Here is a 25,934-nt window from a genome sequence, read left to right as displayed (position 1 = left end):
CGGCAATCCAGGGCAACGTTCTCGGAGCGAGCGGCTCCTGGATGCCCGGATCAAGTCCGGGCATGACATTGTCGTTGAGATTATCGCCTCACCTGAGATCGGGCGGCGTCGCCTCCTCAGCGAGCGAGGCAACCACATCGCCAAGCGCCATCGTCTTCTGCTCCTGGGAGCCAAGACGGCGGACCGAGAGCGTGCCCTCCTCCGCCTCGCGCTTGCCCGCGACAAGGATCGCCGGCACCTTGCCTACGGAATGTTCGCGCACCTTGTAGTTGATCTTCTCGTTCCTGAGATCGAGCTCCACGCGAAGCCCGGCCGCGCGCAATTCGGCAGCCACCTTCTCCGCATACGCGTCGGCGTCGGACGTGATCGTCGCCACCACCGCCTGCACTGGCGCCAGCCAGAGCGGGAAGCGGCCTTCGTAATGCTCGATCAGGATACCGATGAAGCGCTCCAGCGACCCGAGGATCGCGCGATGCAGCATGACCGGGCGGTGCTTCGCCCCGTCCTCTCCGATATAGCTCGCATCGAGCCGTTCCGGCAGATTGAAGTCGAGCTGCAGCGTGCCGAGCTGCCATGAACGGCCGATCGCATCCTTCAGATGGAATTCGAGCTTCGGCCCGTAGAAGGCGCCCTCGCCCGGCGCCAGCGTGAACTCGCGACCGATCTCCGTCAGCGCCTCTTCCAGCGCCTTCTCCGCCTTGTCCCAGCTTTCATCCGAACCGACACGCTGTTCGGGGCGGAGCGCGAGGCGCACCTTCAGATCCGTGAAGCCCATATCGTCATAGACGCTTTCGAGCAGCGACACGAAAGCCGACGTCTCGTCCTTGATCTGGTCTTCCGTGCAGAAGATATGCGCATCGTCCTGCGTCATCTGCCGCACGCGCATCAGCCCGTGCAGCGCGCCATGCGCCTCGTTGCGGTGGCAGCAGCCGAACTCCGCCATGCGCAACGGCAGGTCGCGGTAGGATTTCACGCCCTGCTTGAAAATCTGCACATGCGCCGGGCAGTTCATCGGCTTGATCGCCATGAGCTTCGCCTTGCCGGAAAGCACAGGCGCTTCCTCGTCCGTGCCCGGCACTTCGTCCGGCACCACGAACATGTTTTCGCGATACTTGCCCCAATGGCCCGACTGCTCCCAGAATTTCGAGTCGAGAAGCTGTGGCGTGCGCACTTCCACATAGCCCGTCGCATCGATCCGGCGGCGGACATATTGCTCGAGCGCCTGCCAGATGCGCCAGCCCTTCGGGTGCCAGAAGACGGAGCCCTGCGCCTCTTCCTGCAGATGGAACAGGTCCATCTCGCGGCCGATCTTGCGGTGGTCGCGGCGCTCCGCCTCTTCCACCATCGTGAGATAGGCCTTGAGGTCGGCCTCCGTTGCCCAGCACGTCCCATAGATGCGCTGGAGCATTTCGTTGCGGCTGTCGCCGCGCCAATAGGCGCCGGCAAGCTTCGTCAGCTTGAAGGCCTTGCCGAGCTTGCCCGTCGACGGCAGATGCGGGCCGCGGCAAAGGTCGAGCCAGTTGCCCTGGCGATAGACCGACACATCCTCGCCCGCCGGAATGCTCTCGATGATCTCGGCCTTGTAGTGCTCGCCGATCTTCTTGAAATAGGCAACCGCATCGTCGCGGCTCCACACTTCGCGCGTGATCGTCTCGTTGCGGTCCACGATCTCGCGCATCTTGGCCTCGATCTTTTCGAGGTCTTCTGCCTTGAAAGGCTCGGCGCGCGCGAAGTCGTAATAGAAGCCGTTTTCGATCACCGGCCCGATCGTCACCTGCGTGCCGGGAAAAAGCTCCTGCACGGCTTCGGCCATCACATGCGCGCAGTCGTGACGCAGGATTTCAAGCCCGTCATCCGTCTGCGGCGTCACCACTTCCACGATCGCGTCCCGGTCGATCACCGTGGACAGGTCTTTCATCTTGCCGTCGATCTTGATGGCGAGTGCCTTCTTCGCAAGCGATTTCGCAATGCTCTCGGCAAAGGCGAGCCCGTCGAGCGGAGCTTCAACTTCACGGACGGAACCGTCTGGCAGTTTCAACTGGATCATTTTTCTCTCTCAATGCGTTCCGTGCGTGTGGACTTCCGGGTCCGGCATCCGCCACCTTCCATAGCGCCACGGCGCCCAGAAGGGCTGCTTCTCCAGTACCTCGGGCACCGGGTCGAAGCCGTGGCTGCCCCAGGGGTGGCAGCGGAGGATCCGCGACAGGCCGAGCCATCCCCCGCGCCACGGCCCATGCCGCTCGATCGCCTGCACCATATAGTCGGAGCAGGTTGGCAGATGGCGGCATTTCGGCCCGATCAGCGGCGATATGAACCACTGATAGAGCCGGATCAGGCCGCGCATCGCGAGCGATAAGGGGTCGCGCCGCATGGGAAAACCCACCAGGAAGCGTTTTCAGCAAAAGTGGACTCCACTTTTGCGGTTCGAAAACGCGACAAACTCAAAATTACACGCACTTGTTAGCTTTTAATCGGATGAGGCACAACACGCAGGCGCACCCGGCGCCTTTCCGGCCTATCCATCTGTTCTGCTTGGAAAAAAGCCGCCCAGACGCAGATCGCGCGGGAGCAGCCGGGCCCGGCGCCTTAAGCAGCCGGGCCGGTGCTAGTGGCGGTCCCGGTCTGCATGGGCGCAGTACCACTCCCCTTTTTGGCAAGCGCGGCTTCCACCGCCTCTTCCACCGCATCGAAGACGAGCAGCGTCGAGGCGTGGCGGGCTTTGTATTCGCGCACCGGCTCCAGCACCTCGAGGTCTTTCCACTTGCCGCCATAGATTTCGCGCGGCGGCTCGGCACCTTCCTTGAGCATGGCCCGCATGGCGGCGGCGACCTCGTGAAGCTCCGCGGCGCTCGCGCCGATTACATGCCGCGCCATGATCGAGGAAGAAGCCTGCCCCAGCGCACAGGCCTTCACCTCGGCGCCGTAATCGGCCACCCGGCCCTCGGCATCGAGCTTCACATCGACCGTCACCTTCGAGCCGCACAGCTTCGAGACCGCCGTCGCCGAGGCGTCGGGCGCGGCAAGCCGCTCGCCATGCGGAATATCCGCGGCAAGGGCGAGAATGCGCTTGTTGTAGATCTCGTTGAGCATCTAGCTCGCCACTCTCCAGCTTGTGCCTTGCGGCCCATCCTCGATCTGAATGCCCTGCGCGGCAAGCGCGTCGCGGATGCGGTCGGCCTCGGCGAAATCCCTGGCCTTTCGCGCCGCATTCCTGGCAGCGATCAGCCGCTCGATCTCGTCTCCATCGATATGGGAAGCCGCCCCGCCGCCCGCAAACCAGGCTTCCGGGTCCATTTCGAGAATACCGATCATCCGCCCCGCCCCGATCAGCGCCGCCTTGAGCTGTGCCCTGGTGCCGGTATCGGTTGCCGTATTGGCCTGCTTCGCAAGATCGAACAGCACGGCCAGCGCCTTCGGCGTGTTGAGGTCGTCGAGCAGCGCATCCACAAAGGCGTCGGGCGCGGCGTCGTTCGCGGGCTCCGCCTTCACATCGGCAAGGTTCCGGAGCGCGCCATAAAGCCGGTCGAGCATCCGCCGCGCCTGCGTCAGCCCTTCCGCCGTCCAGTCGAGCGGCTGGCGGTAATGGCCGTTCAGAAGCGCAAGGCGGATCGCCTCGCCCGGCGCTTGTTGAATCAGGTCATTCACCAGCAGCACATTGCCGAGCGACTTCGACATCTTCTCGGATTCGATATTCACGAAACCATTGTGAAGCCAGAAGCGCGCCAGCGGCGCCCCGTCATGCGAGCAGGCCGACTGCGCCAGCTCGTTCTCGTGATGCGGGAACTGCAGGTCGATGCCGCCGCCATGAATGTCGATGGTCTGACCGAGATGCTTCTCGATCATCGCCGAGCATTCGATATGCCAGCCCGGCCGGCCCCGGCCCCAGGGGCTGTCCCAGCCCGGCTGGTCGGCATCCGACGGCTTCCACAAGACGAAGTCCGACGGGTCCTTCTTGTAGGGCGCAACCTCGACGCGCGCACCCGCCACCATCTCGTCGCGGTCGCGGCCCGAAAGGCGGCCATAATCGGCAAAGCTCGGCACGTTGAAGAGCACATGCCCCTCCGCCGCATAGGCGTGCCCCGCCTCGATCAGCCGTTCCATCATGGCGATCATCTCGGCGATCGTTTCCGTCGCCTTCGGCTCGACATCGGGCGCGAGAACGCCAAGCGTGCCCATATCCTTGCGGTAGATATCGGCATATTTCTTGGTGATGACGGAAATATCGACGCCCTGCGCCTTCGCCGCGGCGATGATCTTGTCCTCAATGTCGGTGATGTTGCGCGCATAGACGACATGCGGATAGAGCCGCCGCAAGAGCCGCGCCAGCACGTCGAACACGACCGCCGGCCGCGCATTGCCGATATGGGCATAATTGTAGACCGTCGGCCCGCAGACATACATCGTCACGCGCTCGGGATCGGCGGGAACGAACTCTTCCTTCTTTCGCGTCAGCGAATTGTAGAGCGAGAGCTTGCGATTCTTGATCTGGGTGTTCATCGGTCGGGCCATTCGGTCGTCGGCAGGGGCTTCATCCTCATGCCCGCCGCGAGACGGGCCTCAGATAGTGGGACAGCCGGGCGCGCAGGTGCCGGCGCAGCCGCCCGTCAGGCAACGCGAAGTTCGGCAACATGTGATGACGCGCTGTGTCACCTTCGGAACCCTTTGCCAGCCGCTGGCCGCAACGCCAGCCTGCCACTCTGTTAGCGAAGCCCATGCTCGGTGGCAAGGTTTAAGAATTAACCAGGGACCGCAGGATTCTGCCCCCGAAAGAGAACCAAACGGCCGGTTTCCTCGTCTAAACAGTGAGGCCGCTGGGACGATGCCTCACCACCATTTTGCGGGATATCGGCATCCTCGCACCCTTGATAGGCCGTTTGCGCAAGGCTATATGCAAGGTTGAGCCGATGTCACATCAACTTCAGCATGGCATAAGACCCCGTGCTTGATGGGCAAAATGGGTTGTTCCGCTAAGGAAAGGCCCGTGACTTGAACCGGACGCCCCCGGCCCGAAAGGGACGGAAATGCCGGGAAACCCCTAAACGAGATTGGTCGAATGGACATGAATGCTGCTGTTGATGGGCTCCGCGCCCAGACCGAAGACGATCGCCTTGCCCTGGTGGCGAAGCCTTCCCGCGAGGAAGCCGAAGCCGCCGTGCGGACGCTGATCGCCTGGGCAGGTGACAACCCGGACCGCGAAGGCCTGATCGACACGCCCGCCCGCGTCGTCCGCGCCTATGAGGAATTCTTCGAAGGCTACAACGAAGACCCCTTCAAGGAGCTGACCCGCACCTTCGAGGAAGTCGAGGGCTATCAGGACATGGTCATGCTCCGCGACATCAACATCGAGTCGCATTGCGAGCATCACATGGTCGCGATTCTCGGCCGTGCCCATGTCGCCTATGTGCCGACCAAGAAGGTCGTCGGCATCTCGAAGCTCGCCCGCGTCATCGAAATCTACGCCAAGCGCCTGCAGACGCAGGAGACCATGACGGCGCAGATCGCCGACACGATCAATGCGGCGCTCGCCCCCCAGGGCGTTGCGATCCTCATCGAGGCGAAGCATCAGTGCATGACGACGCGCGGCATCAAGAAGCCCGATGTCGCCACCATCACCACGCAGTTCACCGGCGTCTTCCGCGACGATCCCCGCATGGAAGCCCGGTTCATGCAGATGATCCGCGGATACTGACCGTTTGAAGCCTCAGGCTTTGACAAAGGGCCCCGCCTTCATCTGAATGGCGGGGCCTTTTCTTTGCGTCCCGCCCAGAGGGAATGAAACCATGTGCAACGAACACCCTTTCGGCACTTGCAGCAGCAAGAGCGAAACCGAGGAAGGTTCGGTCTTCGCGCCGAAATTCGACGACAAGGGTCTCGTCACCGCCGTCACGACGGACGCGAAGACGGGCGAACTCCTCATGGTCGCCTGGATGAACGCCGAAGCCCTCGCCCGTACAATCGAAACGGGCGAAGCCTGGTACTGGAGCCGCTCGCGCAACGAACTCTGGCACAAGGGCGATACGTCCGGGCAGATCCAGACCGTCGTCGAACTTAGAACGGACTGCGACCAGGACACGGTCTGGCTGAAGGTCGAAGTCGCAGGCGACGGCGGCTGCTGCCACGTCGGCTACCGCTCCTGCTTCTACCGCCGCGTGCCGAAGGGAGAGCCTGCGGCACTTCAGCCCACCGGGGAACAAAAGCTTTCAGCTTCCGTTCAGGAGTAGAAGCGCAGCCTCGAATGCGATCACACCTCTCCCCATATGCGGGGGAGAACCGGCAGGACGAACCTGCCGCAAGTGTGCGACATTCGGTTTGGTTCCACGGCCATGAAGCATTTTCGCATGCCCCGTCCGAAGATCGGTATTGCACTTGGCGCAGGCGTTGCGCGCGGCTGGACCCATATCGGCGTGCTGCGCGCGCTCTCACGCGCGGGCATCGAACCCGACATCGTCTCCGGCACGTCGATCGGTGCGCTGGTCGGCGGCTGCCTTGTCGCAGGCAAGCTTGACCCGCTGGAGGAGTTCGCCCGCTCGCTGACGCGCCGCCGCATGCTGAGCCTGCTCGATCTGCGCTTCCGCTCCTCCGGCCTGATTGGCGATACAAAACTCGCCGATCTCATGCGCGAACATCTCGGCGATCTGCGCATCGAGGATCTGCCGCGCACATTCGTCGGTGTCGCGACCGAACTCACCACCGGCCATGAACTCTGGCTGCATCAGGGAAATCTCATCAAGGCGATCCGTGCGTCCTATGCGCTGCCGGGTGTTTTCGCACCCGTTGCCATGGAAGGCCGCTGGCTGATCGACGGTGCGCTGGTGAACCCCGTCCCCGTCTCGGTTGCCCGTGCGCTCGGCGCCCGCGTCCTCATCGCCGTCAATCTCAACAACGATCCCTTCGATCCCGCCACGCGCCGCCGCGTCTCAAGCAGCTTCCCCGGCTATATTCCCTCCAATGCGCCTCTGATGCCGGAAGACGAGCTGTTCCGCGAAATCGAACGGCAGATCGCCGAGGAAGATGAAATCGAGGAAGCGCAAGATGAAATAGCCGACGCTCTCGCGCCCGCAACCGGTGCCGCCCCGATCAAGGAACGTATCCGCTCGACATTCAACAATCTGGGCTGGAAATCGAAGCCGGAAAAGGAACTGATGCGCCGTGTCATTGGCGGCGACCGGCGCGAGCCGGGGATTGCGAGCGTCATGCTCGCCTCGCTCAATATCGTGCAGGACCGCCTCGCCCGCATGCGCATGGCTGGCGACCCGCCGGACATCATGATTGCGCCAAAGGTCGGCCATCTGAGCCTGCTCGACTTCGACCGCGCGGACGAATTGATCCAGCTCGGCGAAGAAGCCGCCGAGGAAGCGATTCCTCAGATCAGGGAAATCGTGGAGCTTGCCGGCTGACGGCGCCGTTTCAGCCCGTGGCGATGTAGAGGCGCAGCGCCTCCGTCTCCATCACCGTCTCGGCAATGCGATGCTTCACCACGTCGCCGATCGAGACGATGCCCGCAAGCTCGCCATTCTCGATCACCGGCAGGTGCCGGAAGCGGCCTTCCGTCATCGAGTCCATGAGTTCATCGACGGAGTCGTTCAGGCTGCAAGTGATGACGCGCGTGGTCATGACATCGCGGACTGGCGCCTTCAGCGCCTCCGCGCCGCCACGCGCCACCGCCCTCACGATGTCGCGCTCCGACACAATGCCAAGCACCCTGCGGTCCTCCATCACGACGACGGCGCCGATGCCGCGTTCGGTCAGCAGCATGGCGGCCTCCGAAAGCGTTATACCCGGATTCACGGTCGCCACATCGGAACCCTTGGCCTTCAAGATCGTGGCAACGTTCATAGCGTCTCCTCCTGTGTCCGGACCGGTTGGCAGGTCCCCCGCCACAACGGCCTCCCCAAGCCGCCGCGCCATTCCCTTGGGGAAATGATGCGACATTCCGCCGCATCCAGCAAGGCGATACATATAATTTGCAGGAATCGGCCATTTCCCGGACGGTTGGGGGCACTGCTTTGACAACCCCGCTGCGCGGCAGATAATCGCCGCAGCCTTGGTTGAGTCCCAATTCCCGCGCCAGATTGGCGTCCAGATCAGAAAGAACGACTCGACCCATGTGGCAGCGCGCCTATCTCCGCAAACTGAAATCCGATATCGACCTCTGGATCGAGCGCGGCTGGGTCACTCCCGCCAATGCGGAACTCATCCTGAAAGCCTCGGAAGAGCGCCCATCCGCCCGGCGCATGCCTGCGATCCTCGCAATTCTCGGCGCGGTGCTGATCGGCTTTGCCGCGATGAGCTTCGTCGCAGCGAACTGGAATGAAATTCCGAAGCTCGTGAAACTCGTCATGATCTTCGGCGCCATGTGGGCCGCCTGGATCGCCGCCATCATGCTGGAGAAGCGGAACCATCCGGCCTATGCGCAGGCGGCCGTTCTGGCGGGCCTCGCGCTCTTCGGCGCGGGCATTATGCTGATCGCGCAGATCTATCACATCGTCACGGACGATCCGGCTGGCGTCCTCGCCTGGGCGATCGCTTCGCTTGCCGCAGCGCTCCTGCTGCCGTCGCGCCCTGCCCTTGCACTCGGCATTCTGCTCACCGTCATCTGGTCGGTCTTCGCCTGGCAGCTCGATGATACGGTGCCGCATTGGCCCTTCTGGATTCTCTGGGCGGTGTCTGCCCTCGTCGCGCTGCGCCTCGCGTGGGGGCCCGGCTTCCATCTCGTGCTGATCGCGGGCTTCGTCTGGCAGGCGGTGAACGTGGCCGCTATTTCAGACAGTTTCGGCATTGAGCCTGTCTGGCTCCTCATCTTCTTCGTATTTGAAGCCCTCGTCGTTTGGCTTGCCGCCCTCATCGTCGAGGGGCGTGCACCGCGCTTTGCTGCCACCGCCCAGGCCTATGCCATCGTCATCGGTTTTGCCCTTTTCTGGGTTTTTCAGCTCGAACCGCCCACCAATGAGCTGCGCGAAGATGCGACCAATACCGGAATCGTCATCTGCATCGGCATGGCAGCCGTCCTTGCGGCGCTCCTTGCGCTTGTCCTTACGCGCAAGCTGATCGAGCCGCGAAATGCCGCCGGCATCGGCGCAATCGCCCTCGCCGCCCTCGCCTATCCCTATGTCGAAGCATCGAACGCGGCGCTCATCCCGTGGCTCTACGCCGCCCTCTTCCTCGCGCTGTCGGCCTGGCTCGTCTCTTACGGCGCATCGCGCGAATGGCGCTTCGCCGTCAATTTCGGCTTCATCGCCTTCGGCGCCGAACTTCTCTGGCTCTATTTCGAAACGCTGGGCACGCTGCTCGACACAGCCCTCTTCTTCGCTGCCGGCGGCATCCTTCTCATCGCAGGCGCCTTCATAATGGAGCGCATGCGAAGGCGCCTCGTGGCGACGACAGGAGGTGCATCATGAGCCGCTTTGCCCTCGCCGTCTTCGCGCTCGCCATCGGCCAGTCGGCCTTCCTAGGCGCGATGGTCTGGGAACGCGTGTCGCTGCTGCGCTCACCCATTGTCGTCACGCTCGAAACGGCGCCCATCGACCCGCGCGATCTTTTCCGCGGGCATTACGTGATCCTGAATTTTGCGATTTCCCAGCTCGCACTCGGCGATCTCGACGGCGACGATGAATTTGAGCGCGGCAAGCCGGTCTATGTGGAACTGGCCCCGGAAGGTAAACTCTGGAAACCCGTCGCCGCCTGGCGCGAATTCCGGGAAGCAGGCCCGGGCAATGCCATCATGCGCGGCCGCGTGACCAACATCATGCAGGACGTCTTTGCCGGTGACGCGATGGACGGGGAAGAGGGCCGGCGCCCGCCTTGTCCCGATTGCGGAAGCGCCTTCGTCACCTATGGCATCGAAAGCTATTTCGTGCCGGAAGGCGAAGGCCGCGAGCTTGAAGACAGCCGGAATGCCGGCCGCATCACCATCGATGTCGCGCTCGGCAGGGACGGCACGCCCGCCATCAAGCAGCTCAGGCTTGACGGCGAGCCCATCTACGAGGAACCGCTCTTCTAGGCGTTCCGCCAGTTGCCGTGGAAGCCGAACGGCACGCGCTGCGGCAGTTCCACGCGCGCGATCGGCCCCTTCGACACATCGTCCGTGTCGAGCACCACGAAGTCGCTGATATTGCGCGCGCTGTCATAGACGAGCGAGACGATATATCCATCGCCTTCCGCCGCCTTCTCCTTGCGCGGCACGAAGATCGGCTCATGCACATAGCGGCCCTTGCCGGGTTCCCATTCCCTGCGCTTGCCCGTCTCGAGATCGATATGGACCAGCGTATCGAAGGACGACCCTTTCTGTTCCTTTGGCCTGTGCATCGCCGCGTAATAGCCGTGGCGGTAGCCATGCCCCGCAAAGCGTTCGTCTAGGCGCGGGAACTCTCCGCCAAGATCGGTAAGCACCTCTTCCGTATAGCTGTCGGAGTTGCTGTCGAGATCGAAAGTCCAGCGCACCAGCAGCCCCTGCTCGTCCTCAAGGCTGCTCGGCGGCCGCGTCCCGTCCGCGCTCGGGAACAGCGGTACACGGCTGTATTTCATCATGTCGGCATGCACCCGCGTCCGCCCGCCTTCATGGCTCGTGAAGGCATTCATCGGGTGATAGACATAGCAAGGGTCGCCCTTGAACCAGCGGATCGTGTCGATGCTCGCGTCCCGCGCCATGATGCCGATATGCGTGCCCGCATCCGGATCCCAGGCGATCACCGGCCCGCCCTTCATGATGCGCTCCACATCGATCGTCGCCGGAAAGATCGGGAAGATGACGTGTTCGTCTGTCACGATGAAGTCATGCACCATGCTGGCATAAGGCGCCTTGAACATATCGCTACGGATCAGTTCGCCCTTCGCATTCACCACCTGATAGGAAATGTCGGGGCTTGCCGGGCCCGCCGCCATGTAGCCGAAGAAATGCATCTCGCCGGTGCGCGGATCGAATTTCGGATGCGCCGTCATCGGGCCTGAATACTTGCTCTCGAAGGTCCACGAGCCCTGCGTCTCCAGCGTGTCGCCATCCATCGCGACCGGCGAACTTCCCTCGTCCAGCGCAAGCAGCTTGCCCGCATGCCAGACGACATTCGTATTCGCGACATTGCGCTTCACGCCTTCTGCGCCCGGCAGCGCTGCGCCGCCGAATGAGGTCGGCACAAGCCGCTCGCCGGCCTCGCGCTGCACCTCATATTGCTCGGTGCGCACCCACCGGTTGCGATAGCTCGCCTTGCCGTTCTCGACATGGATCGCATGGATCATGCCTTCGCCAAGAAACCAGTGATGCTGATGCCCGAGCGGCGGAAACATCGGGTTCGGCCCGTTGCGGTAAAGCGTGCCCGCGAAATCGCGCGGCAGCTCGCCATCCGTCACGATCAGGTCAGGCGCATCGCACTCGGCCATCACAGGCGCGAAATTTCCGGCAAAGAAGGGATTGTCGGGAAAGGGATTCGACATGGGGCAACTTCTCCGCTTCGCGCTTGCGCGTGTTTATAACAGTGTTATTTGCGGAGCTTAGATATCGCTGGACACACCGTCAAGCCTGTTCGATAGAGATCGAATGACGATCGCCGAACCCGAAAGCACTGCTGGAAAGAAGCGTCTCGCGCAGCGCGAGGCGCTGCTCGATGCTGCGAGCGAAATGTTGGTACATGGCGGCCCGGATTCCATTTCGCTGAGAAAGCTAGCCTCCCGCGTCGGCACCTCCACAATGGCGGTATACACGGCCTTTGGCGGCAAGGACGGTCTCATCGCCGCCCTGTTCGAGGAAGCCTTCGACCGCCTCGCCGCCGCAGAATCCGCCGCGCCGAAGCATGACGAGCCGCTGCTCTGGCTTGGCGAGCTTGCCCGCGCCTATCGCGGCTTCGCCCTCAAGAACCCGTCCTATTACGCGCTGATGATCAGCGCCACCCTGCCCATCCCGGATTCGCTTCACCACAAGGAAACGGCAGAGCCCGCCGCCCGCGGCGTCTCGCAGCATGCCTCCTACCAGATCATGCTGAGCGCGGTCGAAGCCTGCATCGCAGATGGAACTTTCCCTTCGGACAGAGAGCCGGACGAGCTCGCTGGCGCGCTCTGGTCCGCCGTACATGGCCATTGCAGCCTTGAACTGGCGGGCTTCCACGAAAATAGAGAGGCCGCGGAGAAGCGCTTCAATCTGACGACCGAAGCGATCCTGCGCGGCCTGCTGACGCCGAAAGGTCTCGAAAAATTCGAGAGCTTCACTCGGGGCTAGTCACCGAGGGAAAGCGGCCGAGCGGAAACGGTTTTTCGTCCCGCGCGAAAATCACGAAGGCGAGACATTCCCAGACATACTGGATGAGATTGCGGCTGAAGCTGCGAAGCTCCTCGTTCTTGTTACCCGTGATGAGCACCACCACGAATTGCACCGCGGCGAGGAAAATCGCAACGGAGAACGCGATATTGCCGAGAATCCAGTATCCGATCATGTAGAGCAGCCGGATCCAGAGTTCCTTCCGGCCCGACGAAGCGTCGCCGTCGAAGCCGCTTTGGCCGCCGGAATGCGCGCCAGAATCCGCAGACGTGTCGCTCATGAAGTCCTCCTCATTAAAGGGCCTCCCCACTATGTGGTTTCTCTCCGGCCCAATTCAATAAGCAGCCTCACTCGCGTGGGTCTTCGCCCAGCCACTCGCCATAGCCGACATTGCCCGGCCCGCCCGAAGGCGACCAGCGCAGCGGGTCAAAAAGGCCGAAAACGAGAAGTCCCATCAGGAAGCCGCCAAGATGCGCCTCCCAGGCAACTTGCGAAGTCACGCCGAGTACACCGCTCAACGCCGTCGCGCCGAAGAGAAAATTGAGGCCGATCCAGACACCCACGAAAATCAGCACCCGCCGGTCGCGGAGCGAGGCGAAAATGCCGGCCCGGCGCCGCGGCCCCGTCATCGCTCCCCTGCCGCCCAGCGCGCCGAGCGGCCCGTCGGACAGAAACACGAAGCGCGCTGCCCCGCCCATCAGCCCGGAAATCGCGGCGGATGCGCCGACGACCGGAATGTCGGAACCCGGATGCAGAAAGACATGCAGCGCGGCGCCCGCAGCGCCGCAAAGGAAATAGAAGATAAAGAAACGCCGGGCGCCGAAGCGCTGCGCCAGCGGCGAGCCGAAGGCAAGCAGCCAGATTGAATTGACGAAAAGATGCTCCCAGCCGCCATGCAGAAAGGTGTAGGTGATCGGCGTCCAGACGGCAGCCGCGAAACCGCCCGGCAACAGATGCGCGATCTGGCTTGTTTCGGGGCTGTAGCGTGAGGGAAACAGCGCGAACCAGATCAGCACCTGTTCGCGCAGTGGCCAGTCGCCAAGCGACACCACGGCATGAACCGCGACGATCGCCAGCAGCAGCAGAAGCACCGGCCCCGGCACATTGAAGGCCGGGGGCTCGCGCCGCGGCGGCAATTCGTCCTGAAAGGAATCAGCCATTCTGGAGCGCGGCCTCCACGAGTGGTAGCCGGTCATTGCCGAAATACATGTCCTTATCGTTGACGAACATGGTGGGAGAGCCGAAGCCGCCCCGCGCAATCAGCTCCTCCGTATTGGCGCGCAGCCGTCCCTTCACATCCTCGGTCTTGATAAGCCGGCTCACCTCATCCCAGTCGAGCCCAACGGAGCGGCAGATTTCCTCAAGCACTTCTGGCTGGCTTATATCCTTGAGTTCCCCCCAATAGGCCCGGAAGGTCGCCCAGGAAAATGCCGGCAGCTTGCCCTTGTCGAGCGCGACGATCGCCGCCCGCATCGCGTCGACCGAGCGCACCGGGAAGACGGGCGGCCTGCCGATCTCGATGCCGCAATAGCGTGCCCAGTCTTTCAGGTCCTTGTTGTAATAGCGGGCCTTCACCGGATGCGGGTTCGCCCGCGCCTCATAGACGCTCTCGTTAACCGCGTTGAACACGCCGCCCACCAGGATCGGCTTCCACACCATCTCCGCCCCGGTACGCTTCACCAGATTTTCGATCCGGCTGAAGGCGAGATATGTCCACGGGCTGGAACAGTCATAGAAGAACTCAAGCTTTGCCAATGTCGAGGTTCCGCATCTTGAAAAGTTAACGACAGGACGCGGAGTGTCGCTCGCGTGGCGCCGCATCGCAATACGCTTCTCCTGCCTGCCATGCCGCGTGTCGCAAGGCGGCACAGGCTTAACGAAATATTGACGCGCCAAAACGGGACATTGGCCGCCAGCACTGTACCGGGACGCTGCGCTAACCATTCCAACCATCCCGGCTTCACCTGGCCCCCACTGGGAAACCGCGGATTTCCGCGTTTCCTAACGAATTCTTACCGCTGGCACACCGGTTGCACTCACTGGGTCAACCGAAGCCTTGGCGGCCCGGCTGGCAGAATCGAAAAAATTGATCGCCACGCCGACCACCGAAGAGCGGACCATCAGGAGGCCAAAGTGTTCAACAAGGTTGTGTCGATCGCGGCGAAGAATGGAATGCCCAAGCGGACGCTGGGCGCCCTCGCCATGGCAGTTGCGCTCACGGGATGTGTCAGCGCGAATGCAGGCTCTGACGGCCGCTACACCGCGCCGATCGGCAATGCCCCCGTCATCACCAATGAAACGCCCTACTCCAATGCGCTGCGCTGCCTTGCGCGCCATGTGCCCGCCAGCACGACGGCCACGCGCATCGCGGTCGGCAACATCCGCGACTACACCGGCAAGGCGGAAGCCGACGGCACCGGCATGAAGCTCACCCAAGGCGCCTCGCTCATGGCCATGTCCGCTCTCGGCAAGGCCGGTGTGCCGCTCGTCGAGCGCTACGACACGTCGATCACCGAACTTGAACTCAAGTACACGAACAACAAGCTGATCGGCGACGGCGCGCAAGACGATTACCGCAAGATCTATGCAGGCGAAATCCGCGGCTCCGACTATTACCTTGTCGGCGGCATCACCGAACTCAACTTCAATATCCGCTCGGGCGGCCTTAATGCGGGCTTTGCCGAAGGCGGCGACATGGGCGCGGCGGCCAACGCTTCGGCCTCCACCTATGTCATGAATATCGGTCTCGACCTGCGTCTCGTGAACAGCCGCACGCTCGAAGTCGTCGACTATGTTTCTTACCAGAAGCAGATCGTTGGCCGCGAAATCCGCGCCGGTGTGTTCGATTTCTTCGGCGGCAACCTCTTCTCGATCGGCGCCGGCACCAGCGCGCAGGAACCGATCCAGCTCGCCGTCCGCTCCGTCATCGAACGTGCCGTACTCAAGATGCTGGTTCCGCTCTACGGCGCGAACCAGGCCGACTGCTCGCGTTTCAATGACCCGATGGGCGAGATCGACTATCGCCAGGCCAATCCCGGCGCGAAGGCAAAGCCCGCCCAGCTTGTCGCCGAAGCCCCTGCCCAGACGGCGGCCCGCAAAGCTGAAACCGAACCCTACGCCTATTACGAAAAGCCCGTCTTCGAGACCGGCGGCCTGCGCGGCGGCACCTACTAATCACCCGACCTTGAACCGAATTACCGGCGATACCGGAGACAGAAATGAAAAAACGTATCGCCGGTTCACACCCTCATTGTGTCCAGGCAGGTCGGCCTCCAGCCGGACCATGAGAGCCGAGGCGGAGCTTGTCCGCCGATCCCGGACCGGGTTTCACAAGTTTCCTTTATCCGGTCAGGAAGACCACTTGGGAGGGCCAATGGCCCTCCCCTTTTTTGCGGTTCATCCTTCCGCGAACTTCAGCATCGCCACGCCGGCCACGATGATGCAGATGGCAAGGAGCCGCATCGGTGCCATACTCTCTCCAAGCATCGCCACGCCAAGCACCGCCGCGCCCGCAACGCCGATCCCGGTCCACACGGCATAGGCCGTACCGAGCGGCAGCACACGCATCGCCTGCACCAGAAACCAGACCGCGATGAGCAGCGCCGTCACATTGAGTGCCACCATCATGGGCTTCGTGAAACCGTCGCTTGCCTTGAGCGTGAACGCCCAGACGATTTCCGCGCCGCTCGCAATGAGAAGATAGATCCAGGCCATCTGCCTCTCCTGTCGAAGAAGCGAGGCCGTCCCCGCAAAAGGAAAACTGGCGGAATGCCGCCGCATGCAGGGCCGTCCCTGCACGCGCATGGATAGCAAATCGGGAACGGTCTTGCATCCCCGCGCATTTTCCTTATATTGGCATGATCAATGCCAATATATGAGCCAGGAGGGTCCAGATGACCGTACGTTTCCGGAAACGCCGCACCGCCGTGGCAACAGCGGCAGTCATCGCCCTCGCCGCATTCGCCGCGCCCGCCGCTCAGGCAGACAACACGTCGCCTGCAGGCAAATGGCGTATCTATCATCCTGTGACGAGCGAGCCCTACATGATCGTCGAGATCGAGGAAAAGAACGGTGATCTCTCCGGTCATATTATCGGCCTGGCCGATGGTCCGGCCGACGCAATCTGCTGGAGCTGTATCGGCGAAAACAAGAACAAGCCGCTCGCCGGCATGGAATTTATCAAGGATGGAAAGTGGAACGGTCAGGGCTGGACCGCGGTGATGATGCGCCCCGCCACAGGCATGGTCGCGCCGGCATTCTTCCAGCTCGAACCAGGCGGCGAGGCGATCCACATGACGACGGGCCGCGGCCCGCTTCAGGTCGATCAGCGCTGGCAGCGGATCGATTGAGACCGTCTGGCGATGGCGCCCGGCGGCAAAATGGTTTTCAGTCAGGGAGGACTGACATGACAATTCGTATACTGACATATATCTGCGCGGTGGCACTCATGGCCGTCATGCACACGGCTCCCGCTTCCGCAGATGTATCTTCGCCGCTGGGCAAGTGGCGCACCTTCGACCCGGATACCGGCGCACCCAAGACCATCATCGAAATCAGCGAGACCGGCGGCAAACTCACCGGCACCGTCGTCGAACTGCTCGACGATGACGAAACCATCTGCTCGAAATGCGACGGCGCGCGAAAGAACCAGCCGCTGGTCGGCATGGTCGTTCTTTGGGATCTGACGCCAAAGGGCAGCGGCTGGGCCGGCGGCACCATCCTCCGCCCCGCCAATGGCCGAACGGCAAATGCCAGCATTGCGCTGGCCGACGGCGGCACGAAACTCGAAGTCACCGGCTCGCGCGGCATCGGAAGCCGCACCCAGACCTGGGAACGCGCCGAATAGGTTTCCTCAAGGAAGCAGAGCGTTCCTCCTCCGCTCCACCTCGCTCCCGTTCACACCCCCAGGGAAAGTAAGCGGGAGCATTTTTATTGGGACGCATTTTCCGCGCACCTGGAGTTCTATCCCGAACGAAAACGGGGAGGACTTTCGTCCTCCCCGTTCCTTCCGGCGCTTTGCGGGTCGCGGGATGAAGCGCTCGCGGCCCACGCCCCTCGTCAGTAGCCCACGCCGCCGGAGAAGAATGCCCCGCCCGTCGCGGCGACTTCCTCGCCGCGTTCGTTCTTGCGGATGAAGACTTCCGCATAAGCCTTGCGCGATGCCGCCGGCACGTTGCTCTGGCCATATTTCTGCTGCGGCAGGCAGGCGAGCATCCCGTTCGAGCCGTGGCGCAGCGCCTCGCCCGGACGGCACTCGATCACATAGCCGCCCATATAGTCCGGCTTCGCGTCATCGCCCTTGCCCGCCATGCGGCCGATCGTGGCGACGAGCATGTCGCCCGCCGTGCAATGGAAGAGTTCGACATCGTCGGTCGGATTGACTTCCGTGACGTTCGAGCTCATCCGCGCCGCTTCTTCAAGGCCCTTGGCGCTGACGCAGATGGCCTTCACCGGCTTCACGACACGCGCCGTGCGCACGATCACATTGAGCGCGCCCATCGGCGCCGCCTGCGGTGCCGACACGAAATAGCTCGAACCGCCGCCGAAGCCGCCGCCGCTGCCATTGCCGATACCGACTGCGCTGTCGCGGCCCATCGACTGCGAGGCGCTGTCAGCCGCGGCGTTCGCATTGGCGATAGCGGTCGCCGACGCCGAGGCGCTGGCATTCGCGTTCACCTGGATGTTGATGTTGTTTTCGTTGATGTTCGTATTGGTGTTCGTGTTCGTATTGGTGTTCGTGTTGTTGTTGTAGTTCTTGTTGTAGTTGTAGTTGTAATTCTTGTTGCTGTTGTAGTTGCCGCCCTTGCCGCCGTCATGGCCGCCGCAAGTGCCGCAATTTGTCGGAGGGGGCTTGCAGCCCGTGTTGCATCCGCCACCGCCGCCATATGAACCGGCGCCCGCCGGCGTCGCAAAGGCGAAGAGGAACAGCGCCACGCCGAATGCGAGCGCACCGAGAACCGGAACCCGGTTCGAACTGGAAAGAGACATCTGCTTCATCCTGACACTCCCGGCCCTTTCGGGGCTCGTTGGCCTGCGTCGATAGGAAACCCTTGGGGGGCGTTCGAAGCGGATGATGCAGAACACATGCCGGACGCCCGGCATGGCGCGAAACGCGACAGAACATGGTTAACGAACCGCCAACACGCCCCGAAAAGACGCAGCCAGGCCGCGCCATTAACCAATGCGACCGCCCGGGCCGAACACAAAATCAAACTAACCATTTGTTTTTATTTGCTTTTATTTTCCGGTCCGGCTGCCGCCGCCGCTGTCGCGCCGCTGCCGTTAACGTCTGGCACGCTTTCTGCTCCCAAGGGGCTGTCCGGGGCGAACATCGCTCAAAGTCGTGCCGGATCGGTACCCCGGACAAATTCGGGACCGGATTTGGGAAAGTCGATCCGAAACGGGACGGACTTTCCGGTTTGAGTTAGGATTTCCGCCAAGGGCAAACGGGGGCTTCCCCGCCGGGCGGGCAGCGCGGCGGGGTCGAGGGCTATGAAGCACAGGAACAACCAGATTCTGTTCGATTACTGGAACGCGCTGCGGGCCGGCCGGCCGGCGCCGCGCCGCGCCGAGATCGAGCCGGGCGATATTCGCCGCGTCCTTCCCTACGTCTTCATTCTCGAACGCAAGGACCGCGACACCTGGCGCTTCCGCCTCGCGGGCACCGGCCTTTGCAGCACCTATGGCATGGAATTCCGCGGCCACAACATGCTGTCCATGTGGTCGGACGATTGCGCCGAAAACCTCAAGGCTGCGCTTGAAGACGTGACGGTGAATGCCACCATCTCGGTCGTCGAATACACCGCCGCCACGAATGACGAGCGCGAAGCGACCTTCGAAATGATCCTGCTGCCGCTCGCGCATGAGGATGGCTCGATGAGCCGTGTGCTCGGCGCCGCCGTTCCCATCGACCGCTTCCCTTGGATTGGCGAGCGCATGTTCGCGCGCCAGTGGATCGATCGCCTGCGCCGCCTCGACCCTGAGCGCATGCGCACGCCGCAGCACGATGCCGAAGCCGTTGCCCAGCGCATCCTGTCGGAAAAGCCGCCCTTTGCCGTCGCCAGCATCGCCAGCCATGCAAGCCGCAGCCGCGCGCCGCTGCGCAGCGAGCGATCCTATCTGCGCCTCGTGAAAGTGCCCGCCCAGGGCAAGGAAGAATTGGGCTAGGCACCAACCCCCCAGCCAAACAAAAAAGCCGGTGTCTCGCGACACCGGCTTTTGTTTTGTGCGAAGTCGGGATCAGGCCGCGTGGCCCACACGGTCTTCTGCGATCGTCACATTCTCGGCCGGCAGCGGCACCTTGCCCAGCATGTCGTCGGAAATCTTCTCCGCGATCATGATGGTCGGCGCATTCGTGTTGCCGCCCACAAGCGTCGGCATCACCGAGGCATCGACCACGCGCAGGCCCTGCAACCCGTGTACGCGGCACTTCGCATCGACCACTGCCATCGGATCGTTGCCCATCTTCGCCGTGCCGACGGGATGATAGATCGTCTCCGCCGTCTCGCGGATCCAGGCGTCGATTTCAGCATCCGACTGCTTGCCCGCACCCGGCCAGAATTCCGGCCCGCGATAGGGGTCCATCGCGCGCTGCGCAATGATGTTGCGCACCATGCGCACACCGTCGCGCATCACCTTGCGGTCGGTTTCGGATTCGAGATAGTTCGGCTGGATCAGCGCATAATCCGACGGGTTGGTCGATTTGAGGCCGATATAGCCGCGGCTTTCCGGCCGCAGCTGGCAGATATGCACCGTAAAGCCGTGCCGGTCGGACTTGATGCGCGCATGATCGCGCATCATCGCCGCCACGAAATGCAGCTGGATGTCCGGGATTTCAAGCTCCGGCCGCGTCTTCAGGAAGCCGCCGCTTTCAAGCCCGTTCGACGTCGCAAGACCGGTCTTGAAGAAGGTGTACTGCATGCCGCTCATGAGCTGCTTGAACGGATTGCTCACCGTGCTGTGCAGCGTGATCGGCTGTGTGCATTCGTTGATGACCACGCAATCCAGATGGTCCTGCAGGTTCTGGCCGACACCCGGCAGATCCGCCACCACATCAAGGCCGAACTTGCGCAGATACTCGCCCTTGCCGATACCCGACAGCATCAGTATCTGCGGCGTGTTTACCGCGCCGCCGGACACCACGATTTCCTTGCCGGCCTTGGCAACCTTCGTCTCGCCCTTCTGCGTGTATTCGACGCCGATGGCCTTCTTGCCCTCGAAGAGAATGCGCGAGGTCAGCGCCTCGACTTCGATGGTGAGGTTCGCCCGGTTGAGCGCCGGCACGAGATAGCCCTTGGCGGCGCTGCAGCGCTGACCGTTCTTGATGGTCAGCTGATAGGGGCCGACGCCCTCCTGCTGCGGTCCGTTGAAATCTTCCGTATAGGGGTGGCCTGCCTGCTTGCCGGCCTCGACAAAGGCATCGAAAAGCACGTTCGTCTTGCGCGGATTGGAGACGCCGAGCGGACCATCGCCACCGTGGAAGGCGCTGTTGCCGTTCTCGTTGCCTTCCGAACGGCGGAAATAGGGAAGCACATCGGCAAAGCCCCAGCCTTCCAGGCCGAGCTGGCGCCACATGTCGTAGTCGCGCGCATGACCACGAATATAGATCATGCCGTTGATCGAGGACGAACCGCCCAGCACCTTGCCGCGCGGCCAGTAGAGCTTGCGATTGTTCAGGAAGGGCTGGCCTTCGGTGTCATAGCACCAGTTGGCCATATCGGTGCCGATCAGTTTGCCGACGCCCGCCGGCATATGGATCATGAAATTGGAGTCCTTCGAGCCTGCCTCGAGCAGCAGAACCTTGTTCGAAGGGTTTTCCGAGAGGCGATTGGCCAGAACGCAGCCCGCACTTCCCGCACCGATGATAATGTAGTCGAATTCGCTCATTACACTGTTCCCAATCCCTTTTGCCGGCCGTTACTGGTGTTTCAACGCTGCGCCGGGTGCCATCCTGCAAACTGCAGCGGCCCAAGGCCAGCAGCCCTGTGCCGATACCTCGCCCGATTCCGCTATTGGCCGGATTTTGCCCGATTGTCGGGAATCGCCGAAGCTGACGCAAGCGTCAATTTCAGATGGCCCTCCGGTATTTTAGTCCCGAAACGGGCAAATATTCGCCTGTAATCAGTGCGTGAGTAGAATTTCATTAACTCTGTTGCCCTTATCCTGCCGGGAACAGATTTCAGCGCTTTCGCGCCGTCGACTCTTTGCAGGCAAACCAATGCAGTCCGACCACGATGAACGCCGTCAAAATCCGCGCGTAGCCTTTGAAGCCAAAGGCCGCTTCCTCGCGCCCGACGGCTCGGAACATACCTGCTCCATACGCGACATGTCGCTCGGGGGCATCGCCCTCACCACCGACGTCGTGCTCGATCCAGGCGCCCAGATCATCGTCTATCTCGATGATTATGGCCGTTTCGAAGGCAAGGTCGTCCGTTGCTACGAAGGCGGTTTCGCCATCGAAACCTCGATCGCCGGTCCCCGCCGTGAGCGCCTGCGCCAGCGTCTTGAGGCGCTTGCCCGTGGCGAAAAGCTCGAAATTTCGGCGCGCCGCGCCTTTGCCCGCTATGCGCCGGGCGAAGCAGGACTCGAGGAAAGCTCGGTCCTGACGCTGGCGGACGGAGAGTCCATGCCCTGCCGTATCATCGATATGTCGCTTGGCGGTGCCCAGGTTGCCGTCGAGAACCGCCCGCCCATCGGAACCGAGGTCTCCATTGGCCGCATGTCGGGCCGCATCGTCCGCCACACGGAAGAAGGCATCGGCATCCAGTTCACGAACATGCCGGAAAAGGCTGCCGCCCTTTCCCGTCCCTTCGGCTGACGAAAGCCCTGCGGCGCACTAGACTGCCCCGAAACATCTGGGGGAACTCATGTCCGCACCGCTTACCACCGCCTTCGAGAACGATCTCGCCATTCTCACAATGGATGACGGCCGCGCCAATGCGCTCGGCCACGCCATGATCGACGCCTTGAATGGCGCGCTCGACGAGGCCGAAGGCAAGGCAAAGGCCGTGCTGATTGCCGGTCGCGAAAAGCGGTTCTGCGCCGGATTCGACCTCGATGTGATGGGCTCCGGCCCGGAAAACGTCCGCAAGCTCGTCACAGCCGGCGCCGAATTGCTCCTGAGACTTTACGAATATCCCCTGCCGGTCGTCATGGCCTGCACCGGCCACGCGCTCGCCGCGGGTGGCCTGCTTCTGCTTGCAGGCGACACGAGGATTGGCACCGACGGCGAATTCCGCATCGGCCTGCCCGAAGTCGCCATCGGCATGACCATGCCCGTCTTCGGCATCGAACTTGCCCGCGACCGCCTTGCCCGCAACCGTTTCAGCGAGGCTGTCACCCAGGCCCGCATCTATGGCCCTGCCGACGCCGTGGCAGTCGGCTATCTCGACGGGACGGTCCCTGCCGCCGCACTGATGGATACGGCAAAGACCCGCGCCGCCGCTCTCGCCACCCTTCAGCAGCCCGCCTTTGCCAATACGAAACGCAAGGAAAGGCAGGCCACGATCACCCTTATCCGCAGTACCTTGAAGGTGGATTCCGGCACTTTCGACGGCGCACAATCGCGCTGAAGACAAAGCTGCAAAAATTTTTTTGATCCATAACCGGGTGCCTCGCAAGGCATCTTCGGCACCGCTCTTCGTATCCGTTCCGCGGCCGATTTCCACCTTCGAATGCGCGGAAAACGCTTGAAACAAAGGGTTTTTCCGTCACCCGCCAATCGGAACAATTTTATTCAAATCCGGCTCTTTCGAATTTTAGGAAAACCAACTTCAAGTTTGAGCTTTGTTTGTCTCAAATTCGCGTCCCGGATTTAAACGGCCACAAATTGGTGCCTGCCATTGTTCCACCCAAGACGACGATTGTTGGGTGGGTATCATGTTGTGGCGTACAAAATTCATGATGGCGATAGGGGCGATAGCCCTGCTCGCGGGATGTCAGTCTCCCGACTATGTGGGGAGTATCACGGCTGCTCATTTCGAACGCTCGGACAGGGCACAGGTCATTGCCGCCAACATGCCGACCTACCAGCAGGTCGCGCCGCCCTTCGGCTATATCGGTTTCTGCATCCGTCACCCGGATGAATGCGCAGGCGGTACGGATACGCCAGAACCCGCGGCGATGACGCCGGAAAAATGGATCGAGCTGTCCCAGATCAACGATTATGTGAACCGCACCGTTCCGCAGGTCGAGGATATCGACCTATACGGCCGCGCCGAATGGTGGGCCTTTCCCGATGAACGCGGCGGCGACTGCGAGGACTTCGCGCTCGAAAAGCGCCGCCTGCTGATCAAGCGCGGCTGGGCGCCGGAAAACCTGCTCATTTCCGTTGTCCGCGAGTGGAACGGCGACGGTCATGCCGTGCTTCTCGTGAAGACGGATCGCGGCGAATTCGTGCTCGACAACAAGAGCTGGGATATCGCGATCTGGTCCGACACGCCCTATCAGTGGATCAAGCGCCAGTCCGAGGAACGGCCCTACATCTGGGTCAATCTCGACGTGAATGCCGTTCGCGTTGCCGCAATGAACCCGCCCCTGCCGCCGCTTGGCGAAAAGGCGCCGTTCCTTGCCGCGATCGAGAGGAAATCGCCCGAGCCTTCGCTTCGGCCGGGCATCGAAGATGGTCTGACCGCGGCCGTCACAGCACCCAAGGAGGAACCGACCGCCGCGATCAATTGACCTGCTGACCAGTCTCCGCCGCCCCCCAACTCGGAGCCTGGTCCTGTCGAGGCCGGCTCTGCCGCTCCCCCCGCGGCAGGGCCGGTTCTTTTTGCAACGGTCTATTTGCCCTTCCAGACGGGCTTGCGCTTCTCGGCGAAGGCGCGCGGACCCTCGATCAGATCCTCGCTTTTGAAGAGCGCGGCAACCGCCGGATACTTGCCCTCGACCGCCTTCTGCAGATTGGCCTCGTCGAGCCCCTTGTAGACGGATTCCTTCGAGGCGCGGATCGACATGGGCGAGCACTCCTCGATGAGCTTCGCCCAGCGCTTTGCCGCCGCAATGAGGTCGCCCGCCGGCACCACCTCGTTCACGAAGCCGAGCTCCTTGCCTTCCTTCGCAGGCACCTGGCGGCCCGTCAGGATCATGCCCATCGCCTGCTTCACGCCGATCTGGCGCGGTAGCCTGTGCAGACCGCCTGCCAGCGCGGCAAGGCCGACCTTCGGCTCGGGCAGCGCAAAGACGGCATTTTCCGACGCAATGATGAGGTCGCAGGCAAGCGCGATTTCAAAACCGCCGCCCATCGCAACGCCGTTCACCGCGGCAATCACCGGCTTGTTGAGATCGTAGCGCGCGGTGAGGCCCGCAAAGCCCGTCTTCGGCACTTCGATCTTGTTGCCTTCGGCCTGCCAGCGCAGATCGTTGCCCGCGCTGAACGCGCGATCACCCGCACCTGTCACGATCGCAACCCAGAGATCGTCATCCTTCGCGAAATCGTCGAACACCTTTTCCAGTTCGAAATTCGACGGCGGATGCAGCGCGTTCATGCGCTCCGGACGGTTGATGGTGACGACGAGCACATGGCCGTCGCGTTCGGTGGTGCAGAATTCGGTCATCGGCGCTTCCCGTTAAGTTCAGGTTAACCAGTTATTTCGCGGATATCCGCGCTTGGGCCGACTTTGCCCCCTCGCCCGTGCCGCATCAAGCGCTGTCGTGTTGACCTTGCGGTAACCAAAAGCCGGTAAAAATGTCTGGAAACAGTTTCTCTACCGGGAAGGCGGCGGAGGCCGCCGCGTGTAAATCATGGCTTATCCAGCGGAAACATCTCCCGACGCGATAACTCAGCTTGCCGCTGCGCAGCAGCATCGCTGGGTGTTGAAATATGGCGACAAGGTCTATGGCCCCTACAGTTTCGAGGCCATGAAATCCTATGTCGCGGAAGGCCGTGTCGCCGAGCACAGCCTGCTCGCGCCTGAAGGCACGCCCGCGGGCGCGACCATGTGGCAATACGCGGCCGACATCCCGGCCTTCGCGGAACTCTTCCTGAGCCAGCCCGCCGATGCCGGCCTGCCTGAAACCGATGCAACCGAAACGCCCGCCAGCCAGGACGCCGCGACCGCGGAAGAGATGGCTGGCGAGACGGGGGATGCCGGCGCGGCGGATGTACCCGCCCGGCAACCCGACGCCTCGCCCGAAGCCGACGTCACGCATGAAATGGCGATCCGCCAGCCGGCCTCGCCTTCGGCCGATGGCCAACGCCCCGCCTACGGCCCGGGCAAGGGCCAGGTCGACCGCCGCCGCCAGCCCGACACGGCGAACTTCCTGATCGTCATGGACATCAAGGCTCGTTTCGCCGGCCCCCTCGAACAGGCGATCATGTCGCTCGGGCCTGCCTACAAGCTCGCCCCCAATGTCTGGTGCGTGAACACGGATGCGACGGCCGCCGGATTGCTCAACGATCTCAGCCAGTATATCGGCCGTACCGACAGCATGTTCATCGCCGACACCACGCGCGACCGCACTGCCTGGAGCTCGATGGGCCCCGAGGTCGACGCCAAAATCCGTCGCGTCTGGCGCCGCACATATTGAGATCGATCCCTTCGATTAATTCCATCCGCAAGGTGGCCACGAAGGAACGGGAGTGATAACGTGGCTTCCGTCGATGATATGAGGGCTTTCCGGTGTTCTGCCGGAAAGCCCTTTTCCATTTCATCAATCGAACATCAAATGTGAAGCGCGGCAGGGCGCGGAC

General features: G+C 62.4%; 27 protein-coding genes. 14 read left to right on the top strand and 13 right to left on the bottom strand.

Annotated features, from left to right (window positions below; translation table 11 throughout):
- Positions 1-88: 88 nt before the first annotated feature.
- From thrS to cysS, 4 genes are all read right to left on the bottom strand, one after another.
- The gene (thrS, locus tag ACK4FH_RS10525; RefSeq protein WP_409813336.1) at positions 89-2,047 is read right to left on the bottom strand and encodes a threonine--tRNA ligase; all 1,959 of its coding nucleotides are present in this window, start codon (positions 2,045-2,047) and stop codon (positions 89-91) included.
- Positions 2,048-2,056: 9 nt separating this feature from the next.
- Positions 2,057-2,383, bottom strand: coding sequence for a membrane protein insertion efficiency factor YidD (gene yidD / locus ACK4FH_RS10520; protein ID WP_409813334.1), 327 nt, complete (start codon positions 2,381-2,383; stop codon positions 2,057-2,059).
- A 203-nt stretch (positions 2,384-2,586) separates the two neighbouring features.
- Positions 2,587-3,090 carry an iron-sulfur cluster assembly scaffold protein gene (locus ACK4FH_RS10515; RefSeq protein ID WP_409813333.1) on the bottom strand — a complete coding sequence of 168 codons (504 nt, stop codon included), beginning with the start codon at positions 3,088-3,090 and terminating at the stop codon, positions 2,587-2,589.
- Positions 3,091-4,497, bottom strand: a complete 1,407-nt coding sequence (gene cysS / locus ACK4FH_RS10510) for a cysteine--tRNA ligase (protein WP_409815244.1) — start codon at positions 4,495-4,497, stop codon at positions 3,091-3,093.
- A 562-nt stretch (positions 4,498-5,059) separates the two neighbouring features.
- Here cysS and folE point away from each other — a divergent pair.
- From folE to ACK4FH_RS10495, 3 genes are all read left to right on the top strand, one after another.
- On the top strand, positions 5,060-5,689 hold the full coding sequence (gene folE, locus ACK4FH_RS10505) for a GTP cyclohydrolase I FolE (RefSeq protein WP_409673326.1): 630 nt from the start codon (positions 5,060-5,062) through the stop codon (positions 5,687-5,689).
- A 91-nt stretch (positions 5,690-5,780) separates the two neighbouring features.
- A complete protein-coding gene (hisI, locus tag ACK4FH_RS10500) occupies positions 5,781-6,221 on the top strand; it encodes a phosphoribosyl-AMP cyclohydrolase (protein WP_409813331.1) in 441 nt (146 codons plus the stop codon).
- A 117-nt stretch (positions 6,222-6,338) separates the two neighbouring features.
- Positions 6,339-7,397 (top strand): patatin-like phospholipase family protein, encoded by a 1,059-nt coding sequence (locus ACK4FH_RS10495; protein ID WP_409813329.1) that lies wholly within the window; start codon positions 6,339-6,341, stop codon positions 7,395-7,397.
- A gap of 10 nt (positions 7,398-7,407) precedes the next feature.
- Here the strand turns inward: ACK4FH_RS10495 and ACK4FH_RS10490 are convergent, their stop codons facing one another.
- Entirely contained in the window at positions 7,408-7,836 is a 429-nt protein-coding gene (locus ACK4FH_RS10490) for a CBS domain-containing protein (RefSeq protein WP_409813327.1), read from the bottom strand.
- 269 nt (positions 7,837-8,105) lie between these two features.
- Between ACK4FH_RS10490 and ACK4FH_RS10485 the strand changes: the two genes are divergently transcribed.
- Entirely contained in the window at positions 8,106-9,398 is a 1,293-nt protein-coding gene (locus tag ACK4FH_RS10485; protein ID WP_409813326.1) for a DUF2157 domain-containing protein, read from the top strand.
- On the top strand, positions 9,395-10,000 hold the full coding sequence (locus ACK4FH_RS10480) for a GDYXXLXY domain-containing protein (RefSeq protein WP_409813324.1): 606 nt from the start codon (positions 9,395-9,397) through the stop codon (positions 9,998-10,000). Before ACK4FH_RS10485 ends, ACK4FH_RS10480 begins: the two co-directional genes overlap by 4 nt.
- Here ACK4FH_RS10480 and ACK4FH_RS10475 read toward each other — a convergent pair.
- On the bottom strand, positions 9,997-11,427 hold the full coding sequence (locus tag ACK4FH_RS10475) for a carotenoid oxygenase family protein (protein WP_409813323.1): 1,431 nt from the start codon (positions 11,425-11,427) through the stop codon (positions 9,997-9,999). The two genes, ACK4FH_RS10480 and ACK4FH_RS10475, sit on opposite strands and share 4 nt — an antisense overlap.
- A 103-nt stretch (positions 11,428-11,530) precedes the next feature.
- Here ACK4FH_RS10475 and ACK4FH_RS10470 point away from each other — a divergent pair, with 103 nt between their 5' ends.
- Positions 11,531-12,205, top strand: a complete 675-nt coding sequence (locus ACK4FH_RS10470) for a TetR/AcrR family transcriptional regulator (RefSeq protein ID WP_409813322.1) — start codon at positions 11,531-11,533, stop codon at positions 12,203-12,205.
- Here the strand turns inward: ACK4FH_RS10470 and ACK4FH_RS10465 are convergent.
- From ACK4FH_RS10465 to ACK4FH_RS10455, 3 genes are all read right to left on the bottom strand, one after another.
- Complete coding sequence (locus ACK4FH_RS10465; protein WP_409813320.1) at positions 12,192-12,524, bottom strand: DUF4389 domain-containing protein; 333 nt, start codon at positions 12,522-12,524, stop codon at positions 12,192-12,194. The genes ACK4FH_RS10470 and ACK4FH_RS10465 overlap by 14 nt on opposite strands.
- A gap of 67 nt (positions 12,525-12,591) precedes the next feature.
- Positions 12,592-13,404, bottom strand: a complete 813-nt coding sequence (locus ACK4FH_RS10460) for a rhomboid family intramembrane serine protease (RefSeq protein WP_409813318.1) — start codon at positions 13,402-13,404, stop codon at positions 12,592-12,594.
- A complete protein-coding gene (locus ACK4FH_RS10455) occupies positions 13,397-13,999 on the bottom strand; it encodes a 2-hydroxychromene-2-carboxylate isomerase (protein ID WP_409813316.1) in 603 nt (200 codons plus the stop codon). The genes ACK4FH_RS10460 and ACK4FH_RS10455 overlap by 8 nt, the downstream gene beginning before the upstream one ends.
- Before the next feature lie 378 nt (positions 14,000-14,377).
- Between ACK4FH_RS10455 and hfaB the strand changes: the two genes are divergently transcribed.
- Positions 14,378-15,418 (top strand): holdfast anchoring protein HfaB, encoded by a 1,041-nt coding sequence (hfaB, locus tag ACK4FH_RS10450; protein WP_409813314.1) that lies wholly within the window; start codon positions 14,378-14,380, stop codon positions 15,416-15,418.
- Positions 15,419-15,640: 222 nt separating this feature from the next.
- Here the strand turns inward: hfaB and ACK4FH_RS10445 are convergent, their stop codons facing one another.
- Positions 15,641-15,958 (bottom strand): DMT family transporter, encoded by a 318-nt coding sequence (locus ACK4FH_RS10445; protein WP_409813313.1) that lies wholly within the window; start codon positions 15,956-15,958, stop codon positions 15,641-15,643.
- Between the two features lie 179 nt (positions 15,959-16,137).
- On the opposite strand from ACK4FH_RS10445, the gene ACK4FH_RS10440 reads away from it, so the two are divergent.
- Together ACK4FH_RS10440 and ACK4FH_RS10435 are read left to right on the top strand one after the other, a co-directional pair.
- Positions 16,138-16,593 (top strand): DUF2147 domain-containing protein, encoded by a 456-nt coding sequence (locus tag ACK4FH_RS10440; protein WP_409813311.1) that lies wholly within the window; start codon positions 16,138-16,140, stop codon positions 16,591-16,593.
- Between the two features lie 56 nt (positions 16,594-16,649).
- Positions 16,650-17,090, top strand: a complete 441-nt coding sequence (locus tag ACK4FH_RS10435; protein ID WP_409813309.1) for a DUF2147 domain-containing protein — start codon at positions 16,650-16,652, stop codon at positions 17,088-17,090.
- Between the two features lie 212 nt (positions 17,091-17,302).
- On the opposite strand, the gene ACK4FH_RS10430 is transcribed toward ACK4FH_RS10435, so the two are convergent.
- Positions 17,303-18,232: a hypothetical protein gene (locus ACK4FH_RS10430; protein ID WP_409813307.1), complete on the bottom strand. Its 930-nt coding sequence runs from the start codon at positions 18,230-18,232 to the stop codon at positions 17,303-17,305.
- A 504-nt stretch (positions 18,233-18,736) separates the two neighbouring features.
- Between ACK4FH_RS10430 and ACK4FH_RS10425 the strand changes: the two genes are divergently transcribed.
- Positions 18,737-19,411, top strand: coding sequence for a PAS domain-containing protein (locus tag ACK4FH_RS10425; RefSeq protein WP_409813305.1), 675 nt, complete (start codon positions 18,737-18,739; stop codon positions 19,409-19,411).
- Between the two features lie 72 nt (positions 19,412-19,483).
- On the opposite strand, the gene ACK4FH_RS10420 is transcribed toward ACK4FH_RS10425, so the two are convergent.
- Complete coding sequence (locus ACK4FH_RS10420) at positions 19,484-21,130, bottom strand: choline dehydrogenase (RefSeq protein ID WP_409813303.1); 1,647 nt, start codon at positions 21,128-21,130, stop codon at positions 19,484-19,486.
- 331 nt (positions 21,131-21,461) lie between these two features.
- Between ACK4FH_RS10420 and ACK4FH_RS10415 the strand changes: the two genes are divergently transcribed.
- From ACK4FH_RS10415 to ACK4FH_RS10405, 3 genes are all read left to right on the top strand, one after another.
- Positions 21,462-22,061, top strand: a complete 600-nt coding sequence (locus ACK4FH_RS10415; RefSeq protein WP_409813301.1) for a PilZ domain-containing protein — start codon at positions 21,462-21,464, stop codon at positions 22,059-22,061.
- 49 nt (positions 22,062-22,110) lie between these two features.
- Entirely contained in the window at positions 22,111-22,815 is a 705-nt protein-coding gene (locus ACK4FH_RS10410) for a crotonase/enoyl-CoA hydratase family protein (RefSeq protein WP_409813300.1), read from the top strand.
- 307 nt (positions 22,816-23,122) lie between these two features.
- The gene (locus ACK4FH_RS10405) at positions 23,123-23,923 is read left to right on the top strand and encodes a transglutaminase-like cysteine peptidase (RefSeq protein WP_409813298.1); all 801 of its coding nucleotides are present in this window, start codon (positions 23,123-23,125) and stop codon (positions 23,921-23,923) included.
- A 101-nt stretch (positions 23,924-24,024) separates the two neighbouring features.
- On the opposite strand, the gene ACK4FH_RS10400 is transcribed toward ACK4FH_RS10405, so the two are convergent.
- Positions 24,025-24,798, bottom strand: coding sequence for an enoyl-CoA hydratase-related protein (locus tag ACK4FH_RS10400; protein ID WP_409813296.1), 774 nt, complete (start codon positions 24,796-24,798; stop codon positions 24,025-24,027).
- A gap of 187 nt (positions 24,799-24,985) precedes the next feature.
- Here ACK4FH_RS10400 and ACK4FH_RS10395 point away from each other — a divergent pair, with 187 nt between their 5' ends.
- On the top strand, positions 24,986-25,771 hold the full coding sequence (locus tag ACK4FH_RS10395) for a hypothetical protein (RefSeq protein WP_409813294.1): 786 nt from the start codon (positions 24,986-24,988) through the stop codon (positions 25,769-25,771).
- Positions 25,772-25,934: the final 163 nt, after the last annotated feature.

This window comes from Parvibaculum sp. (assembly GCF_046297875.1).
GTDB lineage: Bacteria > Pseudomonadota > Alphaproteobacteria > Parvibaculales > Parvibaculaceae > Parvibaculum.
This window is presented reverse-complemented; position numbering and strand designations above follow the sequence as displayed.

Bases quoted from the DNA above. Each gene is read 5' to 3' on its own strand.
- thrS (WP_409813336.1), bottom strand. From the start codon at position 2,047: ATGATCCAGTTGAAACTGCCAGACGGTTCCGTCCGTGAAGTTGAAGCT.
- ACK4FH_RS10515 (WP_409813333.1), bottom strand. From the start codon at position 3,090: ATGCTCAACGAGATCTACAACAAGCGCATTCTCGCCCTTGCCGCGGAT.
- cysS (WP_409815244.1), bottom strand. From the start codon at position 4,497: ATGAACACCCAGATCAAGAATCGCAAGCTCTCGCTCTACAATTCGCTG.
- folE (WP_409673326.1), top strand. From the start codon at position 5,060: ATGAATGCTGCTGTTGATGGGCTCCGCGCCCAGACCGAAGACGATCGC.
- hisI (WP_409813331.1), top strand. From the start codon at position 5,781: ATGTGCAACGAACACCCTTTCGGCACTTGCAGCAGCAAGAGCGAAACC.
- ACK4FH_RS10495 (WP_409813329.1), top strand. From the start codon at position 6,339: ATGCCCCGTCCGAAGATCGGTATTGCACTTGGCGCAGGCGTTGCGCGC.
- ACK4FH_RS10490 (WP_409813327.1), bottom strand. From the start codon at position 7,836: ATGAACGTTGCCACGATCTTGAAGGCCAAGGGTTCCGATGTGGCGACC.
- ACK4FH_RS10485 (WP_409813326.1), top strand. From the start codon at position 8,106: ATGTGGCAGCGCGCCTATCTCCGCAAACTGAAATCCGATATCGACCTC.
- ACK4FH_RS10480 (WP_409813324.1), top strand. From the start codon at position 9,395: ATGAGCCGCTTTGCCCTCGCCGTCTTCGCGCTCGCCATCGGCCAGTCG.
- ACK4FH_RS10475 (WP_409813323.1), bottom strand. From the start codon at position 11,427: ATGTCGAATCCCTTTCCCGACAATCCCTTCTTTGCCGGAAATTTCGCG.
- ACK4FH_RS10470 (WP_409813322.1), top strand. From the start codon at position 11,531: ATGACGATCGCCGAACCCGAAAGCACTGCTGGAAAGAAGCGTCTCGCG.
- ACK4FH_RS10465 (WP_409813320.1), bottom strand. From the start codon at position 12,524: ATGAGCGACACGTCTGCGGATTCTGGCGCGCATTCCGGCGGCCAAAGC.
- ACK4FH_RS10460 (WP_409813318.1), bottom strand. From the start codon at position 13,404: ATGGCTGATTCCTTTCAGGACGAATTGCCGCCGCGGCGCGAGCCCCCG.
- ACK4FH_RS10445 (WP_409813313.1), bottom strand. From the start codon at position 15,958: ATGGCCTGGATCTATCTTCTCATTGCGAGCGGCGCGGAAATCGTCTGG.
- ACK4FH_RS10440 (WP_409813311.1), top strand. From the start codon at position 16,138: ATGACCGTACGTTTCCGGAAACGCCGCACCGCCGTGGCAACAGCGGCA.
- ACK4FH_RS10435 (WP_409813309.1), top strand. From the start codon at position 16,650: ATGACAATTCGTATACTGACATATATCTGCGCGGTGGCACTCATGGCC.
- ACK4FH_RS10430 (WP_409813307.1), bottom strand. From the start codon at position 18,232: ATGTCTCTTTCCAGTTCGAACCGGGTTCCGGTTCTCGGTGCGCTCGCA.
- ACK4FH_RS10425 (WP_409813305.1), top strand. From the start codon at position 18,737: ATGAAGCACAGGAACAACCAGATTCTGTTCGATTACTGGAACGCGCTG.
- ACK4FH_RS10420 (WP_409813303.1), bottom strand. From the start codon at position 21,130: ATGAGCGAATTCGACTACATTATCATCGGTGCGGGAAGTGCGGGCTGC.
- ACK4FH_RS10415 (WP_409813301.1), top strand. From the start codon at position 21,462: ATGCAGTCCGACCACGATGAACGCCGTCAAAATCCGCGCGTAGCCTTT.
- ACK4FH_RS10410 (WP_409813300.1), top strand. From the start codon at position 22,111: ATGTCCGCACCGCTTACCACCGCCTTCGAGAACGATCTCGCCATTCTC.
- ACK4FH_RS10405 (WP_409813298.1), top strand. From the start codon at position 23,123: ATGTTGTGGCGTACAAAATTCATGATGGCGATAGGGGCGATAGCCCTG.
- ACK4FH_RS10400 (WP_409813296.1), bottom strand. From the start codon at position 24,798: ATGACCGAATTCTGCACCACCGAACGCGACGGCCATGTGCTCGTCGTC.
- ACK4FH_RS10395 (WP_409813294.1), top strand. From the start codon at position 24,986: ATGGCTTATCCAGCGGAAACATCTCCCGACGCGATAACTCAGCTTGCC.